Raw genomic sequence first — 18,712 nt, forward strand, 5'->3', positions numbered from 1 at the left:
GCGCGCCCCGCAGCTGTGGCCAGCCGTGAGCGCCTGCCGGCCCACGGCGCCGGTTCACGCCCTCTCCCGCCGGGGGAGAGCAGCATGAGCACCATGTTGAGCGTCGCCCATTACCAGCCGCCGCCGTGGCTGCGCAACCCGCACCTGCAGTCGATGCTGGCGTCCAGCGGCGTGCGCCTGCGCCGTGGCCAGCAGCTGTTGGCGTCCAGCGGCGCGGTCACCGGCGAACTCATCCTCGACGGCGGCGACGGCGTGCGCCTGCAGGCCTGGCACAGCCGCCTGACGGGCAATGCACCGGTTGGCCTGGCGCTGCTGCTGCACGGCTGGGAGGGCAGCGCCGAGTCCAGCTACATGCGCATGACCGCCGCGCGCATGCTCGAGCAGGGCTTCGACGTGGTGCGGCTGAACTTCCGCGACCACGGCAACACCCATCACCTCAATCCGGGGATCTTCCATTCCTGCCGCATCGGCGAGGTGGTGCATGCGGCCGGCGACCTGGCCAGCCGCTTCCCGGGGCTGCCGCTGGTCGCTGCGGGGTATTCGCTGGGTGGCAACTTCGTGCTGCGCCTGGCCCTGCACGCGCCGGCCGCCGGCGTACCGCTGCGCCACGTGGCCTCGGTGTGCCCGGTGCTGGACCCGGCGCAGACGATGGACAGCATCGAGCGCGGCCCGGCGATGTACGACTGGTACTTCCGCCGCAAGTGGACCGGCTCGCTGCGCCGCAAGCGCGAACTGTTCCCGGAGCTGGCCGACTGCGACGATGCGGTGTTGAGGCTGGGGATCCGCGCACTGACCGGCTGGCTGGTCGAACGGCATACCGCCTTCGCCACGCTGCAGGACTACTTCGACGGCTACTCCATCGCCGGCCAGCGCCTGTCCGCGCTGCAAGTGCCGGCCGACATCCTGATGGCGCGCGACGATCCGGTGATCCCGTTCACCTCCTTCCGCCACTGGCGCCTGCCGGTGCACGCGCGGCTGGAAATCGCGCGCTGGGGCGGCCACTGCGGCTTCATCGAGAACCTGCGCGGTGACGGCTTCTCCGAGCGCTGGGTGGCGCAACGGCTGGCTGCCGCTGTGGGCGCGCGGCAGGCCCCGGGCGATGCCGTGCCCGCACTCGGCTCCTGACGCTGCGGACGGCGGACCGGGCGCGGGTGCCGGGCAGAGCCCGGCTACAATGGCGTTTTGCGCCTACGCCGGACTGCCATGCAAGACACGATCATCAACGCCCTGCGCCGCAACGCCACCGACGAAGCCGTAGCCGCGGCCCGGCAATGGGTCGGTGCCGAACCGCAGCAACCGCAGGCCCACCGCTGGCTGGCGCTGGCCCTGCAGCAACAGGGTGACGCCGCCGCCGCCCAGGCCAGCCTGGAGCGGGCCCTGGCACTGGCGCCGGACGACGCCGACCTGCACCTGCAGCATGCCGGCCTGCTGCTGGCCCAGCGCCGCATCGAGGCTGCCGGGCAGGCACTGGAGCGCACCACCGCGCTCAATCCCAACGAATTCTCCGCCTACCTGATGCAGGCGCACCTGGCGTTGGCCCGCGAGGACATCGACGAGGCCGAGCGCCTCGGCCGCATGGCCGCGCGGGTGGAGCCTGACAGCCCGGAGCTGGGTGCCATCGAAGGCATGGTCGCGCTGCGCCGTGGCGACGCGGACCGCGCGCTGGCGGTGTTGTCGGCCGCCAGCCAGCGACTGCCCGATGACCCGCGGGTGCTCTATGCATTGGCTTTCGCCTATCTGGCCAAGGACCTGCTGGCCTTCGCCGAGCAGGCGTTCCGGCGGGTGCTCGAACTGAGCCCGTCCAACCACGCCCTGCGCGGCCTGCTGGTGCAGCTGGCGCTGCGCCAGGGCCATGTGGACCGTGCCGCCGAAGTAATGCGGCAGGTGCTGGCCACGCCGGAAGGCGACAGCCCGGGCATGCGCCGCTTGGCCGGCGAGCTGGAACTGGCCTCCGGCCAGCCGCTGCAGGCACTGGAATACCTGCGCCCGCTGCTGGCGGAGCTGCCCGGCGACCGCGCCACGCTGCAGATGCTGCTGGTGGCCTGGCAGCGGCTAGGCCGCGAGGACGAGGCGCGCGCCGACCTGGAGGCGACGCTGGAAGTGCACCCGCAGCTACACGACCTGTGGCTGGCACGATTGGCGGTGGCGCCGGTCGGCAGCGCCGAAGCGGTGGAGGTGGTCGAACGCTGGCTGGCGGCTATGCCCGGGCATCTGCCGGCACTGGAAGCGCGCATGCGCCTGCACGACATGAACGAGGAAGTCGATGCCGCCGAAGCGGTGGCGCGGCGCATCGTCGCGCTGGAACCGGGCCGCGTCAGCGGCGAGCAGCGCATCGTCGAGGCGCTGCTGGCGCGTGAGCCGGCGGCGGCCATCGCCCATGTGCAGGCCCTGATCGACAGCGCCCCGGAAGCGGCGCATCCGGAACTGCGGGTCTGGCTGGGTGCGGTCCAGGATCGTGCCAACGAGCCGGCCGCGGCGCTGGCCACCTGGTTGCGCCTGCACGACGAACTCGCGCCGTCGCGCCTGCCGCTGCCGCCGCAGGCCAAGGCTCCGGCCGAATGGCCGGCGCTGGGTGAAATCGCCCAGGACAATCCGCTGCGCCCGCTGTTCGTCTGGGGCGCGCCGGGTTCGGGCGTGGAGCGCGTGGTGACGGTGATGGCCGCGGGCAGCCCGGTGCTGCGCGGCGACCGCTTCGGCCCGAACCCGCCGGACGACGCCTTCCAGAACTTCCACACCCTGCAGCACCTGGCCGACGACACCCTGAGCCCGGTCCAGTTCGTGCAGCAGTGGCGCGATGCCCTGCCCGGGCGCGGCATCGCCGACGGCAACGTGATCGACTGGCTGCTGTGGTGGGACAACGCCCTGCTGTGGGCGCTGCGCCCGCAGCTGCCGGAGGGCCGCCTGGTGATTGCCGTGCGCGATCCGCGCGACATGCTGGTCGAGTGGCTGGCGCTGGGTGCGCCGGCGCCGCTGGCGCTGACCTCGGCCGACGAGGCCGCACGCTGGCTGGCGCGCGTGCTGGAACAGGTGGCCGACCTGCACGAACAGGATCTGTATACCCACCTGATCCTGCGCATCGACGGTGCGGTCAACGACCCGGCTGCGATGGGCGAGCTGCTGGAGCAGGCCTTCGGCCTGCGCTTCCCGCCGGTGCGCAGCCTCGGCCCGGCCACCATCCCGGCCGGCCACTGGCGCCGGTACGCGCAGGTGCTGGCGGCCGAGTTCGCGCACCTGGCCCCGGTCGCCGCGCGCCTGGGTTATCCGCAGGCCTGAGCGCGCGATCCACCCGTAGTGGCAGGCGCCGGCCCCGGTCGGCGCCTCACCTGAGGAGAAGGCAATGAAACTGAGCAGCCAGAGTTTCGACAATGGCCGGCCGATTCCGGCCGGATTCGCCGCCGGCGACGTCGATGGCTTCGCCGGCAACCGCAATCCGCAGCTGGCGTGGAGCGAGGTGCCGGAAGGCACGCGCTCGTTCGCGCTGGTATGCGTGGACCCGGATGTCCCGACCGTGCCGGAACTGGTCGGCCGCGACGACGTGAGTATCCCGCTGGCGCAGCCGCGCGGTGACTTCATCCACTGGGTGATGGTGGACATTCCCGCGTCGCTGCGCGCGATCGCCGCCGGCAGCTGCAGCGAGGGCTTCACCGCGCGCGGCAAGCAGCTGCCGCCGGGCCCGGCCGGCGCCCGCCAGGGCGTGAACGACTACACCGCCTGGTTCGCCGGCAACCCGGACATGGCCGGGGTCTATCGCGGCTACGACGGCCCGTACCCGCCGTTCAACGACGAGCGCGTGCACCGTTACTTCTTCCGCCTGTTCGCGCTGGACGTGGAACGGCTGCCGGTGGAAGGCGACTTCAGCGCCGCCGACGCGTACCGCGCCATGCACGGCCATGTGCTGGCCGAAGCGGCGCTGCACGGCACCTACACGCTCAACCCGGCGCTGGCGTGACCCCGCAGGATGAAAAAAGAAGGGCGCCACGCGGCGCCCTTCGTCGTTTCCGGGATGCGGCGCAACGCGGTTACTTCTTCGCCGTTTCCGAGCTGACCACCATGTCCAGCACGTACGCCTGCGAAGACGCGTCGGCCGGCGGGTTCTTCACCGCATAGCGCTTGACCCGCAGCACGTTGCGCACGCCGTCCTGGTGGCTGTAACCCTCGATGCCGTCGTAGAAGTTGGCGAACTCGCCACGCTTGCCCTGCTCCAGGCCCTTGTCGTCGTACTGCACCTCGCGCACCTGCAGGCACTGCTTGTCGGGGATCAGCGGGTGCGGGCACGGCCTGGTCTGCGCATCCACCTCGAGGAACACGGTCTCGCCGGGGCCGCCGTAGCGGGTCTCGGCGGTGGGTTCGCCGCGGAAGCGCAGCACATCGCCGGCGGCATTGCCCAGGACGAGCGTGGACGCGTCGAGCTGGCTGATCTTCAGCGTGCCTTCCAGGCGCTGGCCCACGGCCTGGTCCAGCGCCATCAGCGCCGGGTCGGCGCAGGCCATCATCGTCGATGCCATGCGCGAGACGCTGAGCTGGTCACCGGCCAGGGTATAGCCACCGCCCATGCGGTTGCAGGTGTTGTCCACCGCCAGGCGGCCATCGGCAAAGTCCAGGGTGACCGGCTTGTCGGCGCGCGCGAACAATGCATCGATGCGCTTGCCGGCGCTGTCGGTGGCGGTGTCGAGCACCCAGTGGTTGGCGCCAAGCTGCGCGCCGTCGACCGGTGCGGCGGCGGCCGGCGCGGTGCTGGCCGGCGGTGTTGCATCGACCGGGGCCGGGGCGGGGGTGTTGTTGCAGGCCGTCATCAGGGCGACGGGCAGAGCCAGCAGCAGGATGCGCTTCATGGGGTACTCCTTGGCAAGCGGGTGGAAAGGGCGGATGGAAACAGGCGCATGCAGCGGCATGCCGCCATCGTGCCAGCGATGCAAACGCATGGCGCCGGCCGCCGGGGTTGCCGGCGGCTTTCCGCATTCAGTGTCCAGCAGGCAGGAACAGCAGCAGTGCGGCGCCCAGGGCCATCCTGTATACAGCGAAGCCCGTGAAGCGATGGTGCTTGATGTAGCCCAGCAGCCACTTCACCACCACGAAGCCGGTCACCACGGCGGCGGCGAAGGCGATGCCGACGTCGCTCCATGCCTCGTGCGCGAGCTGGCCACGGCGGGCCAGCTCGAAAAATGCGTAGCCGCTGGCGGCGAACATGGTCGGGATGCCGACCAGGAACACGAATTCGGCGGCGGACGAGCGCCGGCTCAGGCCCAGCAGCATGGCCAGGAAGATCGCCGCGGCCGACCGCGAGGTACCGGGGAACACGCCGGCCACCACCTGCGCCAGGCCCACGCCGACGGCGACTTTCCAGGTGACGGTGTCGCGGTCGGGCAGGCGTGCGGCGAAGCGTTCGGCCAGCAGCATCCACACGCCGCCGAAGACCAGCGCCCAGGCTATCGGGGTGACGGTTTCCGGCAGCTGCCAGCCGGCCATGCGTACCGGCAGGCCGACCGCCGCGGTCACCAGGAACGCGGTGGCCAGCTTGAGCACGTAATCGCGGTTGCCCGGTTCGTGCAGGCCGGTGGCCAGCGACCACAGCCGCTGCCGGAACACCAGGGCGACGGAGAGGATGGCGCCGGCCTGGATGACGATGTTGAAGAAGTCCGAGCGGTGGCCCAGCCAGCGTTCGGCGATCAGCAGGTGGCCGGTGCTGGAAACGGGGAGGAATTCGGTGAGGCCTTCGAGGATGCCAAGCAGCAAAGCGGAAATCGGGTCGGACATGAGCATGGACGGGCGAATGACCGGCAAAGCATAGAGCATCGCCGCGCATGCACTTGCATGGTGCGTGACTGGGGTTAATGCACCTGATTGGTGCATTACGGCCGGGTGCAGGCCGGTGCAGCGCTTTGAAAACAAGGAGTTGCCTGCCTCCAGAAGTTGGCACGCGAGTTGCTGTAGACAGCGCACGCCACTTCCACCGAGGTTTTGCCCGATGTCCCTGGAAAATATCGAGAAGCTCATCAAGGACAACCAGATCGAGTTCGTCGATCTGCGTTTCGTCGACATGCGCGGCATCGAGCAGCACGTGACCTTCCCGGTCTCGATCATCGAACCGTCGCTGTTCGAGGAAGGCAAGATGTTCGATGGCAGCTCGATCGCCGGCTGGAAGGGCATCGCCGAATCGGACATGGTGCTGATGCCGGACCCGGCCAGCGCCTACGTCGACCCGTTCTACGCCGACCCGACCCTGGTGCTGACCTGCGACGTGCTCGACCCGGCCACCATGCAGGGTTATGGCCGTTGCCCGCGCGGCATCGCCAAGCGCGCCGAGGCCTACCTGAAGTCTTCGGGCATCGCCGACCTGGCGTTCTTCGGCCCGGAACCGGAATTCTTCATCTTCGACTCGGTCCAGTTCGCCAACGACATGGGCCACACCTTCTTCAAGATCAACTCCGAGGAAGGCGCCTGGAACACCGGCAAGCACTATGACGGCGCCAACAGCGGCTACCGTCCCACCGTGAAGGGCGGCTACTTCCCGGTGCCGCCGACCGATTCGCTGCACGACATCCGCGCCGAGATGTGCAAGGTGCTGACCCAGGTCGGCATCGAAGTCGAGGTGCACCACCACGAGGTGGCCAACGCCGGCCAGTGCGAGATCGGCGCCAAGTTCAACACGCTGGTGACCAAGGCCGACGAACTGCAGCGCATGAAGCACGTCATCAAGAACGTGGCGCACCGCAACGGCAAGACCGTGACCTTCATGCCCAAGCCGCTGGTCGGCGACAACGGCAGCGGCATGCACGTGCACCAGTCGCTGGCGAAGGAGGGCAAGAACCTGTTCTCCGGCGACGGTTACGGCGGCCTGTCGCAGATGGCGCTGTGGTACATCGGCGGCATCTTCAAGCACGCCCGCGCGATCAATGCCTTCAGCAACTCCGGCACCAACAGCTACAAGCGCCTGGTGCCCGGTTTCGAAGCACCCGTGATGCTGGCCTACTCGGCGCGCAACCGCTCGGCGTCGTGCCGCATCCCGTGGGTGTCCAACCCGAAGGCGCGGCGCATCGAGATGCGCTTCCCCGACCCGATCCAATCCGGCTACCTGACCTTCACCGCGCTGATGATGGCCGGCCTGGACGGCATCCGTAACCAGATCGACCCGGGCGCGCCGAGCGACAAGGACCTGTACGACCTGCCGCCGGAGGAAGAGAAGCTGATCCCGCAGGTCTGCTCCTCGCTGGACCAGGCGCTGGAAGCGCTGGACAAGGACCGCGAGTTCCTCAAGGCCGGCGGCGTGATGAGCGACGACTTCATCGATGCCTACATCGCGCTGAAGATGAAGGAAGTGACCGCGTTCCGCGCGGCCACCCACCCGCTGGAGTACCAGCTGTACTACGCCAGCTGATGCCGGGCGGCCGCCTGCGCGCGGCCGCCGCACCCTCTTGCCGCCGGCAACGGCGGCGATGGCAAAGTCCCTCCCTCCCGCTTTCGCCATCGCCGCCCCCGGCGGCAAACCCGGCACCACCCAGGCAGTGGCAAGAGAACCCGGAAACGCGCCGTGCGGGCCAGGCCTTCCTCCCCCGCGTCACCGGCCCGCGGCGCATCCGGCGCACCGCCAGCGGCCGTTCCACGGCCGCTGGATGACACGATGCCGGCCCTCCGCGGCCGGTCTCCTCCACATCGGGACCCGCGCATGAAACTGATCTCCGCCATCATCCGCCCGTTCAAGCTCGACGAGGTCCGCGAGGCCCTGGGCGCGGCCGGCGTGTCCGGCATCACCGTTACCGAGGTCAAGGGCTTCGGCCGCCAGAAGGGCCACACCGAGCTGTATCGCGGCGCCGAGTACGTGGTCGACTTCCTCCCCAAGATCCGCATCGAAACCGCCGTCACCGACGACAACGTCGAGGCGGTGATCGAAACCCTGCAGGCGGCGGCCGGCACCGGCAAGATCGGCGACGGCAAGATCTTCGTCACCCCGCTCGAGCAGGTGGTGCGCATCCGCACCGGCGAAACAGGCGCCGACGCGCTCTAGAAGACCCGCTGACGCCCGCAGCCGTGGCGGCCAGCCGCCGGCACGGGACAGGGCGCCGGCCGCTTCCCCCACAACCGGAGTCGACAATGCGAATGGAAATTCTCGCCGGGCCGCGCGCCCGGTTCGGTGGCCCGTGCCTGTCATCCGCCCTTGCCGGGCTGGCGCTGCTTCCCCTGGCCGCATCGGCGCAGGACGCGGCGCCGGCGTTCGACCGCGGCGACGTGGCCTGGATGCTTACCTCCACCCTGCTGGTGCTGATGATGGTGGTGCCGGGGCTGGCGTTGTTCTACGGCGGGCTGGTGCGCGCCAAGAACGTACTGTCGGTGCTCAGCCAGGTGCTGGTGGTGTTCTCGCTGGTGCTGCTGTTGTGGGTGGGCTACGGCTACAGCGTGGTGTTCAGCGAGGGCAATGCGCTGTTCGGCTCGTTCACCCGCTTCGCCTTCCTGCAGGGCTTCACCCCGGCCTCGGTGGGCAACACGCCCGTCGCCGGCCTGCCGGATTACCTGTTCGTGGCGTTCCAGTCCACCTTCGCCGGCATCACCACCGCGCTGATCGTCGGCGCCTTCGCCGAGCGCATCCGCTTCCGCGCGGTGCTGCTGTTCTCGGCGCTGTGGTTCACCCTGGGCTACCTGCCCATGGCGCACAGCGTCTGGGGAGGCGGCTGGCTCGGGGCGATGGGGGCCATCGATTTCGCCGGCGGCACCGTGGTGCACATCAATGCCGGCGTCGCCGGACTGGTGGCGGCCTGGTTCGTCGGCAAGCGCCTGGGCTACGGCCACGTGGCGTTGAAGCCGCACAACCTGCCGCTGACCTGGCTCGGCGCGATGCTGCTGTGGGTGGGCTGGTTCGGCTTCAATGCCGGTTCGGCGGCGGCCGCCGACAGCGTGGCGTCGCTGGCGTTCATCAACACCCTGCTGGCCACGGCGGCCGCGGTACTGGGCTGGACGCTGGTGGAGGCGGTGACCAAGGGCCACCCCTCGGCACTGGGCGCGGCGTCGGGCGCGGTCGCCGGCCTGGTCGGCGTGACCCCGGCCTGCGGCACGGTGGGGCCGCTGGGCGCCATCGTGATCGGCCTGGTCACCGGCATGCTCTGCGTGTGGGGCGTCACCGGCCTGAAGCGCCTGCTGCGGGCGGACGACACCGCCGACGTATTCGGCGTGCATGGCGTCGGCGGCATCGTTGGTGCCCTGCTGACCGGCGTGTTCAGCGCGCAGTCGCTGGGCGGAACCAAGGTGGACCTGGATATCGCCCACCAGCTGTGGGTGCAGGCGGTCAGCGTCGGCTTCACCGTACTGTGGAGCGCGGCGGTCACCGCGCTGGTCCTGCTGGTGGTGCGCGCGCTGGTCGGGCTGCGCGTGAGCGAGGAAGCCGAACGTACCGGCCTGGACATCAGTACCCATGGCGAATCGGCCTACGAGGCCTGAGCGCGACGGGCCGGGCGGGCGCTGCCCGCCGGCCCCGCCGGGGGCGGCACAGCCGGCGGCTTTGCACTACATTGGTGCAATGCACGACACCGTCCCCCCGCCCACCGCCGAGCTGATGGCCACGCCGCTGGTATGGGCCGCGGCGGACGGCCGCATCGCCGGCGCCAACCCGGCGTTCTGCCGCTGGCTGGGGGTGAGCGTGCGGCGCCTGCTGGCGCAGCCGCTGGCGTCGCTTGAGAGCCAGGGCGACGACCTCGCCGAGCGCCTGGCGCAGGGCTGGGACGGCGCCGACGCCGTGCGCCTGCCGCGGCTGGCGCTGGCCCTGCCCGGTGATCGCGCCCGGTTCGCCGAGGGCTGGCTGACCGCGCTGGATGCCGGCGGCTGGCTGCTGGAGGCGCACCCGGTGGACGAGTTCGCCGCGCCCGATCCGGCGCAGGTGCTGCCCGGCGCCTTCAGCGCGGCGCTCAAGGGCCTGGCCCATGAACTGCGCAATCCGCTGGCCGGGCTGAAGGGCGCGGCGCAGCTGCTGGCGCGCCGCGCGGGCAACCGCGATGCGGCAGAGGGCGAGCTGATCGAGCTTATCGGTGCCGAGATCGAACGCCTCAACACCCTGCTCGAGCAGCTGCTGTCGCCGGCGCCGCAGCGGCCGCACGCGCCGCTCAACATCCATGCCGCGCTCGAACGGGTGCTGCGCCTGGCCGAGAACGAGGCCGGCTGGACCCTGCAGCTGCAGCGCGATTACGACCCCAGCATCCCCGAGTTCGCCGGCGACGCCGACCGCCTGACCCAGGCCCTGCTCAACCTGGTGCGCAATGCGATCCAGGCCGGCGCCACGCGCATCGTGCTGCGCACCCGGGTCGAACATGGCGTGCGCACCTCCGAGCACGCCTCGCCACTGGCGCTGCGCCTGGAAGTGGCAGACGACGGCCGTGGCGTGCCCGAGGACCTGGCCGAACACCTGTTCCTGCCGCTGGTCAGCGGCCGCGCCGAAGGCACCGGGCTCGGCCTGGCGTTGGCCCAGCAGGTGGCGCGCGAGCACCGCGGCACCCTGAGCTTCCGTTCGCGCCCCGGGCATACCGTGTTCACCCTGTTGCTGCCGTTGCCGGTGGCCGGCGAGGAAAAGGAGGCCACCGATGCCTGACGTGTCCCCCCCGGCGGCGACGATCTGGGTGGTCGACGACGACCGCGCGGTGCGCTTCGTCCTGACCACCGCGCTGCGCGACGCCGGCTATGCGGTGGAGGGTTTCGACAGCGCCGCGGCGGCGCTCGCCGCATTGGCGCGGCAACCGGTGCCCGACCTGCTGTTCACCGACGTGCGCATGCCCGGCGACGACGGGCTGGTGCTGCTGGAAAAGCTCAAGGCCGCGCATCCGCAGCTGCCGGTGATCGTGATGTCGGCCTACACCGACGTGGCCAGCACCGCCGGTGCGTTCCGCGGCGGCGCGCACGAGTTCCTGTCCAAGCCGTTCGACCTGGACGACGCGGTGGAACTGGCGCGCCGCGCGCTGCCCGAGCCCGAGCCGCGCGCGGCGGTGGCTGCGGCACCCGCGCCGGGCGACGAGGCGCCGCAGCTGATCGGCGACACCGCGGCCATGCGCGCGCTGTTCCGCGCCATCGGGCGGCTGGCGCAGGCGCCGCTGTCGGTGCTGATCAACGGCGAGACCGGCACCGGCAAGGAACTGGTGGCCAACGCGCTGCATCGCGAATCGCCACGCGCGCGCGGCCCGTTCGTCGCGCTCAACACCGCCGCCATTCCCGCCGAACTGCTGGAGAGCGAACTGTTCGGCCACGAGGCCGGCGCCTTCACCGGCGCGGCCAGGCGCCACATCGGCCGCTTCGAGCAGGCCCATGGCGGCACCCTGTTCCTGGACGAGATCGGCGACATGCCGCTGCCGCTGCAGACGCGGCTGCTGCGGGTGCTGGCCGAAGGCGAGTTCTTCCGCGTCGGCGGGCGCGAATTGATCCATGTCGACGTGCGCGTGGTCGCCGCCACCCACCAGGATCTGGAGGCGCTGGTCGAGCAGGGCCGTTTCCGCGCCGACCTGCTGCACCGGCTGGACATGGTGCGGCTGTGGTTGCCGCCGCTGCGCGAACGCCTGGACGACGTGGCCACCCTGGCCGCCACGTTCCTGGGCAACGCCGCGCGCCGGCTCGACATGCCGCCCAAGCGCCTGTCCGGCGCCGCCATCCAGGCACTGCGCCAGCACGACTGGCCCGGCAACGTGCGCGAGCTGGAAAACGTGTGCTGGCGGCTGGCCGCGCTGGCGGTGGCCGACACCATTTCCGCCGCCGACGTGCAGGCGGCGCTGGCCCGGGGCGGTCGCACCCGTACGGGCGCGACTGCGCCGGCGCAGTGGGACCAGGCCCTGGCGCAGTGGGCGCGGCAACGCCTGGCCGAAGGTGCCAGCGGCCTGCACGCCGAGGTGCGCGAGCGCATGGACGCGGTGCTGCTGGAGGCCGCGCTGGCGGCCACCGACGGCCATCGCGGCGATGCCGCGGCGCGGCTCGGGGTGGGCCGCAACACGGTGACGCGCAAGCTGGGATCGGGGCGCAAGCGCTGAGCGATGGGGGCATGACGCCTGCCGGAACGGGGCGGATCGGGCCGCTGCCGGCCGTGTATGATCGGCCCCCCATGGAGATGCGGGCGCCACTTGCGGACACGGCCATCCAGGCGCAGCGCCTGGCCGCGCCGCCGTCGGTGATATCGCCGCCTGCGCGGCTCCCCCGCCATCGTCGATGCCCGCACCCATGTTGAACGCCGATGCCTGGCAACGCCTGAGCGAACTGTTCCATCGCGCCACCCAGCTGCCCGAGAGCGAACGGATCGGCTTCATCCATTCGCAGACCGGGGATGATCCGGAGCTGCAGCGCGAACTGCTGGCGCTGCTTGCCGCCGACACCGACCCCACCCGTCTGCATGGCCCGCTGCGCGAGGCGGTCAAGGTCGCGGCCCGGGCCAGCGAGGCGGAGGTGATGCCGGGAACCCGGTTCGGGCCGTGGGCGGTGGAGCGGATGATCGGTTCCGGCGGCATGGGACGGGTCTACCTGGCACGGCGCGCCGATGGCGCCTATGAGCGCCAGGTCGCGCTCAAGCTGGTGCGCGCCACCGCGCTGGACCAGCGCCGCCATCCGCATTTCGAGTACGAGTGCCGCCTGCTGGCGCAGATGCAGCACCCGGCCATCGCCCAGATCCACGACGCCGGCATCGATGACGACGGCCGCGCATGGCTGGTGATGGAGTACATCCACGGGCAGCCGATCTCCGCCTGGTGCGACCAGAACCTGCTGGGCCTGCGCCAGCGCGTCGAGCTGCTGGTCAAGGCCGGCGAAGGCGTGCAGCACGCGCACCAGAAGGGCGTCATCCATCGCGACCTGAAGCCCGGCAACATCCTGGTCGCCGCGGTCGACGGCCAGCCCCTGCCCAAGATCATCGACTTCGGCATCGCCATGGATGCGGCCGCCGCCGAGCAGGCCCCCGGCGGCGGTACCCCCGGCTACATGAGCCCGGAGCAGGCCCGCCCGGGCAACGAGACCGACGCCCGCAGCGACGTGTATTCGCTGGGCGCGCTGCTGTACGAACTGGCCTGCGGCGCGGCACCGGACGATCCCGTGGTCCCGCCTTCGCGGCATCTGCAGGCGCAGCCGCTGCCGCGGCAACGGGAGCTGGCCGCGCTGCGCGGCAGCACGCCGGCCCGGCTGCGGCGCGCCCTGCGCGATGGCATCGACGCGATCGCGCTCAAGGCGCTGCAGCCCGAACGCGCCGCGCGCTACGCCTCGGTGTCGTCGCTGCTGGACGACCTGCGGCGCTGGCTCGCGCATTACCCGCCGCACGCGGCGGGCCAGGTGGGTTGGCTGGGCGTGCGCACCTTCGTGCGCCGCAACCGGCTGGCGGTGGCGGCCGCATCGGCGGTGGTCGTGGCGCTGGTCGCGGGCCTGGCCGCCACCACCTGGTCGTTGCGCGAGGCACGCCAGGAAGCGGCGCGGGCCAGGGTGACGTCCGAGTTCCTGGCCTCGGTGCTGGACAGCGTCGATCCTGCGGTGTCGCAGGACCTGGACAAGACCCTGATGCTGCGCGTGCTCGACGACGCCTCGCAGCGGGCGGCGCGGGAGCTGGCGGCCTATCCGGACATCCGTGCCGACGTGGAACTGATCGTCGCGGTCAACCAGGCCAACCTGGAAGAGTACGACCGGGCCATCGCCCACCTGCAGTCGATCCGGGCGCTGGCCGCGGCGCACCCGGACAGGCTGGAATTCCAGGGCCTGCGCGCGATGCAGGTGCTCGGCCATGCCTACCTGTCGTCGGACCAGCTCAAGCTGGCCGACGCGACGTTCGCCGAGGGCATCGTCCGCGCGCAGCGCGCCGGCGCCGCGCACCGATGGATGGCCCTGGACATGCAGTCGCGCCGCGCCTGGGTGCTGTTCGTGCAGGGCCGGGTGGATGAGGCGATGCGGCTCGCGCGCGAAGCGTTCGACGGACTCTCCCGGCAGCTCCCGGCCGATGACCAGGCACGCCTTGACGCCGCCAAGCGCTATGCCGAAATCCTGGCCACCAGCGGCGACCAGGCCCGCGCGATGGAACTGCTGGCCGAGGTGATCCGGCACCAGACCGTCCTGCATGGCCGCGAGCACCCCCTGACCCTGTCGGCACGCCGCGACCTGGCGGTCGCGCGCCTGCAGAAGCGCGATTTTGCCGGCGCCGAGCCGGAACTGCGGCAACTGGCCGCCACCTACGCACGCCTGTACGGTGCCGACAACGGCCTTGCCGTGAACACCCTGGGCATGCTCGGCAGCGCATTGCGCGAGCAGGGCAAGGTGAAGGAGGCCGGCCCTTACTATCGGGCGACGATGGAGTGGAATGCCACCCGTTACGGCGCCGATTCCTTTTCCGCGGTGATCACCCGCCACAACCATGCCAACTGGCTGCTGGCCGATGGCCAGGCCGTGGCATCGGAACAGGAACAGCGTGCGCTCCTGGAGATCGCCGACCGTACCCTGGGGCGCGACCACCACGTCACCGCCGAGATCCTGCGCGGGCTGGCCGAGGCGGTGCTGGCGCAGGGACGGGCAGATGAAGCCCTCCGCCACGCCAACGAATCGCTGCGGGTCATGCGCCAGGTCTACGGCGACAAGAACGAAGTGGTGCTGCGCGACGTGCGCGACACCCTGGCCAAGGTAGAGGCCGCCGCGCAGGCGAAAACCGGGGCGCGCTGAACACGGCTGCGCACCGGCGCTCGACCCGGGCGGAGGGAACGGGCATCGTTGCAGCGGTCCACCATCGCGGCCCTGCCGGCACCCGATCCTGCGCCTGCGCAGCGGCGCCGCACCGGCCGCACACTGCAAGGAGTGACACATGCGCCTTTCCCTCCCGCTGGCGGTCCTCGCCGCCACCACCACCCTGCTGGCCGCCTGCGGCACGCGCCCACCGGCGCGGCCGGAAGCGCCGCCGGCGCCACCGGCGATGGGCACCGCACAGATGGCCGAAGCGAACCTGGCACCGGCATCGGCCAGTCTGGTCAGCGGCCGCGTCGCGCTGGTGCCTGAAGCCGGCGGCGTGCACATCACCGGGGTGATCGGCGGCCTGCCGCGCGGCCGCCAGGTCGCGTTCCACGTGCACGAGAAGGGCGACTGCAGCGCGGTCGATGCCAGCAGCGCCGGTGGTCATTTCAATCCTGCGGCCCAGCCGCACGGCCGCGCCGGCGGTGGCGCGCACCATGCCGGCGACATGGACAACCTGCAGGCCAACGCCGAAGGCGTCGTACACGTGGACGTACGCCTGCGGGGCGTTACCCTTGGCGGCGGCGCGGCCAACGACATCGCCGGCCGCGCCCTGGTGGTCCATGCCGACGCCGACGACTACCACAGCCAGCCGGCGGGCAACGCCGGTGCCCGGGTCGCCTGCGGCGTGATCCGCGTCACCCGCTGAATGCGGTGGTCCGGCCGATCCAGTTCAACGAAGGGAGTACGACGATGCGTTTGATCCACACCAGCCTGTTCCTCGCCAGCGCCCTGGTGCTGAGCGCCTGCAAGCAGGACGCCGAACCGGCCGCCACGCCGGCCGGTACCGCGCCCGAGGCTGCGGCCGGCACCCCGGCTCCAGCCACCGACCCGGCCGCCGACCCGGCCACGCCGCCGGCGATGGAGGCCGCCGTGGCCACCGCCGAACTGCAGCCGACCAAGGACAGCACCGTCAAGGGCAGCATCCGCTTCACCCTGGTGGACGGCAGGCTGCATGCCAGCGGCGACATCAGCGGGCTCAAGCCGGGCAGCGAGCACGGTTTCCACATCCACGAGAAGGGCGACTGCAGCGCGCCGGACGGCAGCAGCGCCGGCGGCCACTTCAACCCGGGCAACGCCGAGCACGGCAGCATCGACGCGGCCGCGCACCATGGCGGCGACATGCCCAACATCGTCGCCGACGCGCAGGGCAATGCCCGCGTGGACGGCCCGGTGTCGAGCAACGTCAACGCCGGCAAGGGCGATGGCTTCGACATCATCGGCCGCGGCCTGATCGTCCATGCCGACCCGGACGATTACCACAGCCAGCCCACCGGCAACGCCGGTGCGCGCCTGGCCTGCGCGGTGATCGCCAAGGCCGAGTAACGCCATCGGCGGCACGAACGCAGAACGCCGGCATCAGCCGGCGTTCTGCATTGCACACCGGCGGTTGCCGGCGATCAGTGCGCCATCACCTCGCGCGCGTCCTGGCCGGCCTCCACGTGCACGTACAGCACGTCCAGCCCATGCGCCTCGAGCACCGCGGCCATCTGCCGCTGGCGCATCAGGTACTGCTCGTACACGCGCTGCAGGCGGTCGCAGTCGTTGCGGTCGTGGGCGTAGTGCGCGCACCACCCGGCCGGGTCGAACAGGGCCATGCGCACTTCGCTGCCCGTATAGCGCAGCAGCGGCTCGGGTGCCGCGTCCAGCCACTGCTCGCGCTGCGGCGAGAACATCGCCGTCTCCAGCAGCGGCCACAACCCGGCCAGGCCCTGGTTGTCGTACTGCATGGCCATCATCGCGGCCAGGTCGTTGACGGTGAAATAGCGCGCGTGCTCGACCTGCGCACCAAAGGCGTCCTGCGCCAGCAGGGCGGTATCGGCCTGGGCCATGCCGTTGGCCAGCAGCACGTCTTCCAGTGCATCGCGGGTCTCGGCCAGCAGCGTGGCGTCGCTGCCGGTCAGCACGAACGGCAGCACCCGCAGGCCGCCACCGGTCAGCGCCGGGTCGGCCTGCAGCGGCAGCGGCACGTCGCCCGCCGCATCGGCGCCGAAGGCGAGCAGGCGCGGGCCCTGGTTGCGCCCGGGGGCGCGCATCTGCAGTTCTTCCAGGCGGCGGTGCACCGGCCAGCCGGGGCGCAGCACCTCGGCCGGATCGAAATGCGCCGCGGCCAGCACCAGGTCCAGCCCGCTGGCCTGCGGTACCAGCTTCTGCAGGTCGCGGCCGACCAGTGCGGCCAGTTCGCCGGCCTGGCTGGAGGGCAGCGCGGCGAGCCGCGGCTGCTGGCCGCCGGCCAGTTCCAGCGCCATCACGCCCAGTGCGTTCATGTCGGGGTTGGGATTGCTCATGGTTCGCGGTTGGCCCGTCACAGGCTCGAAGCTACACTCAATGTCCATTATGCCTGCTGCCGCAGGCAGGTCCGCGTCGCCTTCCCCCATCAGCCCAGGTAACCGCATGTCCAGCGCCCGTCCCGTCGCCATCCTCGGTGGTGTCCGCATTCCGTTCTGCCGCCAGAACACCGCCTACGCGGACGTCGGCAATCTGGGCATGTCGGTGCGCACCCTCGGCGCGCTGGTCGAGCGCTTCGGCCTGCACGGCCAGCAGCTGGGCGAAGTGGCGATGGGCGCGGTGATCAAGCATCCCAGCGACTGGAACCTCGGCCGCGAGGCCGCGCTGTCCTCCGGGCTGTCGCCGCTGACCCCGGGCATCACCCTGCAGCGCGCCTGCGGTACCTCGCTGGACAGCATCATCACCGTGGCCAACAAGATCGCCCTGGGCCAGATCGACTCGGGCATCGGCGGCGGTTCGGACACCACCTCCGACGTGCCGATCGTCTACGGCAAGAAGCTGCGCGGCCGCCTGCTGGCCGCCAACCGCGCCAGGACCACCGGCGACAAGGTCAAGGCGCTGCTGTCCGGGTTCCGCCTGTCCGAGCTCAAGCCCGAGTTCCCCGGTGTTGCCGAGCCGCGCACCGGCAAGAGCATGGGCGACCACTGCGAGGACATGGCCAAGGAGTGGAACATCTCGCGCGATTCGCAGGACGAATGGGCGGTGTCCTCGCACCGCAAGCTCGCCGCCGCCTACGAGCGCGGCTTCTTCGGCGACCTGATCGCGCCGTTCCGCGGCGTCGAGCGCGACAACATCCTGCGTCCGGACACCTCGCTGGAGAAGCTGGCCACGCTCAAGCCGGCGTTCGACAAGACCTCCGGCCGCGGCACCCTGACCGCGGCCAACTCCACCCCGCTGACCGACGGCGCCGCCGCGGTGCTGCTGGCCAGCGAGGAATGGGCGCGCGCCCACGGCCACGAACCGCTGGCGTACCTGCGCGACGCGCAGGTGGCGGCGGTGGACTTCGTGCATGGCGAGGGCCTGCTGATGGCACCGACCATCGCCGTGCCGGAGATGCTCCGCCGCAACGGCCTGACCCTGCAGGATTTCGACATCTACGAGATTCACGAAGCCTTCGCCGCGCAGGTGCTGTGCACGCTGCGCGCGTGGGAGAGCGAGGACTACTGCCGCAACCGCCTGGGCCTGGACGCCCTGCTGGGCCGCATCGACCCGGAGAAGATCAACCCGCTGGGCTCGTCGCTGGCCACCGGCCACCCGTTCGCCGCCACCGGTGCGCGCATCGTCGCCACCGTGTCCAAGGAACTGGCCGAACGTGGTGGCGGCCGCGCGCTGGTGTCGATCTGCACCGCCGGCGGCATGGGCGTGGTGGCGATCATCGAGCGCTGATTTCCCCCGCGAACGTCCACATGGGCGTGGCCTCGAACACCTGGCTGCCCCTGGAAACCACCGCGGTGCGCCGGCGGCCCATCGGGTGTGCTGGCGCCGCGTGCCTGGGTCGTGGCCTGTTCCGATCCGTGCCATGCCGGCCGCTTCGACGGGCGGGTGGTGCTGCGCCACGACTGCGAGGCGATCCGTGCGCAGGTATCGGCGGCGGCCTTCAATTCGTGCCCCGGGGCAGCGACGGGAGCGCGCACCGCTGCAACCGCACCGAGGTATTCCGACGCGCGGCCGGTGGCGGGTTCTGGTGCTGATCCAGACGCACGTATGCCGGGCCCTGCACGGA

General features: G+C 71.2%; 15 protein-coding genes. 12 read left to right on the plus strand and 3 right to left on the minus strand.

Annotated features, from left to right (window positions below; all coding sequences use genetic code 11):
- Positions 1-93 precede the first annotated feature (93 nt).
- The 3 genes from ABB33_RS14245 (at position 94) to ABB33_RS14255 (ending at position 3,949) form a co-directional block, all read left to right on the plus strand.
- Positions 94-1,125, plus strand: coding sequence for a YheT family hydrolase (locus ABB33_RS14245; protein ID WP_056932565.1), 1,032 nt, complete (start codon positions 94-96; stop codon positions 1,123-1,125).
- A gap of 78 nt (positions 1,126-1,203) precedes the next feature.
- Positions 1,204-3,273: a tetratricopeptide repeat protein gene (locus tag ABB33_RS14250; RefSeq protein ID WP_056932545.1), complete on the plus strand. Its 2,070-nt coding sequence runs from the start codon at positions 1,204-1,206 to the stop codon at positions 3,271-3,273.
- A 64-nt stretch (positions 3,274-3,337) separates the two neighbouring features.
- On the plus strand, positions 3,338-3,949 hold the full coding sequence (locus ABB33_RS14255; RefSeq protein WP_056932546.1) for a YbhB/YbcL family Raf kinase inhibitor-like protein: 612 nt from the start codon (positions 3,338-3,340) through the stop codon (positions 3,947-3,949).
- A 70-nt stretch (positions 3,950-4,019) separates the two neighbouring features.
- On the opposite strand, the gene ABB33_RS14260 is transcribed toward ABB33_RS14255, so the two are convergent.
- Positions 4,020-4,832: an META and DUF4377 domain-containing protein gene (locus tag ABB33_RS14260; protein WP_056932566.1), complete on the minus strand. Its 813-nt coding sequence runs from the start codon at positions 4,830-4,832 to the stop codon at positions 4,020-4,022.
- A 127-nt stretch (positions 4,833-4,959) separates the two neighbouring features.
- Positions 4,960-5,754, minus strand: coding sequence for an undecaprenyl-diphosphate phosphatase (locus tag ABB33_RS14265; protein WP_056932567.1), 795 nt, complete (start codon positions 5,752-5,754; stop codon positions 4,960-4,962).
- Positions 5,755-5,965: 211 nt separating this feature from the next.
- On the opposite strand from ABB33_RS14265, the gene glnA reads away from it, so the two are divergent.
- From glnA to ABB33_RS14305, 8 genes are all read left to right on the plus strand, one after another.
- Positions 5,966-7,375: a type I glutamate--ammonia ligase gene (glnA, locus tag ABB33_RS14270; RefSeq protein ID WP_056932547.1), complete on the plus strand. Its 1,410-nt coding sequence runs from the start codon at positions 5,966-5,968 to the stop codon at positions 7,373-7,375.
- Between the two features lie 288 nt (positions 7,376-7,663).
- Positions 7,664-8,002, plus strand: a complete 339-nt coding sequence (locus ABB33_RS14275; protein WP_056932548.1) for a P-II family nitrogen regulator — start codon at positions 7,664-7,666, stop codon at positions 8,000-8,002.
- A gap of 86 nt (positions 8,003-8,088) precedes the next feature.
- Positions 8,089-9,426, plus strand: coding sequence for an ammonium transporter (locus ABB33_RS14280; RefSeq protein ID WP_056932549.1), 1,338 nt, complete (start codon positions 8,089-8,091; stop codon positions 9,424-9,426).
- A gap of 79 nt (positions 9,427-9,505) precedes the next feature.
- Positions 9,506-10,567 (plus strand): two-component system sensor histidine kinase NtrB, encoded by a 1,062-nt coding sequence (locus ABB33_RS14285; RefSeq protein WP_056932550.1) that lies wholly within the window; start codon positions 9,506-9,508, stop codon positions 10,565-10,567.
- Entirely contained in the window at positions 10,560-11,987 is a 1,428-nt protein-coding gene (gene ntrC, locus ABB33_RS14290) for a nitrogen regulation protein NR(I) (protein WP_056932551.1), read from the plus strand. Before ABB33_RS14285 ends, ntrC begins: the two co-directional genes overlap by 8 nt.
- Before the next feature lie 187 nt (positions 11,988-12,174).
- A complete protein-coding gene (locus tag ABB33_RS14295; RefSeq protein WP_152985101.1) occupies positions 12,175-14,637 on the plus strand; it encodes a serine/threonine-protein kinase in 2,463 nt (820 codons plus the stop codon).
- Between the two features lie 139 nt (positions 14,638-14,776).
- Positions 14,777-15,349 carry a superoxide dismutase family protein gene (locus ABB33_RS14300; protein WP_054662218.1) on the plus strand — a complete coding sequence of 191 codons (573 nt, stop codon included), beginning with the start codon at positions 14,777-14,779 and terminating at the stop codon, positions 15,347-15,349.
- 44 nt (positions 15,350-15,393) lie between these two features.
- Positions 15,394-16,026, plus strand: a complete 633-nt coding sequence (locus ABB33_RS14305) for a superoxide dismutase family protein (protein ID WP_054662221.1) — start codon at positions 15,394-15,396, stop codon at positions 16,024-16,026.
- Between the two features lie 74 nt (positions 16,027-16,100).
- Here ABB33_RS14305 and ABB33_RS14310 read toward each other — a convergent pair whose 3' ends face one another.
- The gene (locus ABB33_RS14310) at positions 16,101-16,988 is read right to left on the minus strand and encodes a hypothetical protein (RefSeq protein WP_054662224.1); all 888 of its coding nucleotides are present in this window, start codon (positions 16,986-16,988) and stop codon (positions 16,101-16,103) included.
- A gap of 106 nt (positions 16,989-17,094) precedes the next feature.
- Here ABB33_RS14310 and ABB33_RS14315 point away from each other — a divergent pair, with 106 nt between their 5' ends.
- Complete coding sequence (locus tag ABB33_RS14315; RefSeq protein ID WP_056932553.1) at positions 17,095-18,375, plus strand: acetyl-CoA C-acetyltransferase; 1,281 nt, start codon at positions 17,095-17,097, stop codon at positions 18,373-18,375.
- The last annotated feature ends 337 nt before the right edge of the window (positions 18,376-18,712 follow it).

The sequence above is a fragment of the Stenotrophomonas acidaminiphila genome (assembly GCF_001431595.1).
Classification (GTDB): Bacteria; Pseudomonadota; Gammaproteobacteria; order Xanthomonadales; family Xanthomonadaceae; genus Stenotrophomonas; species Stenotrophomonas acidaminiphila.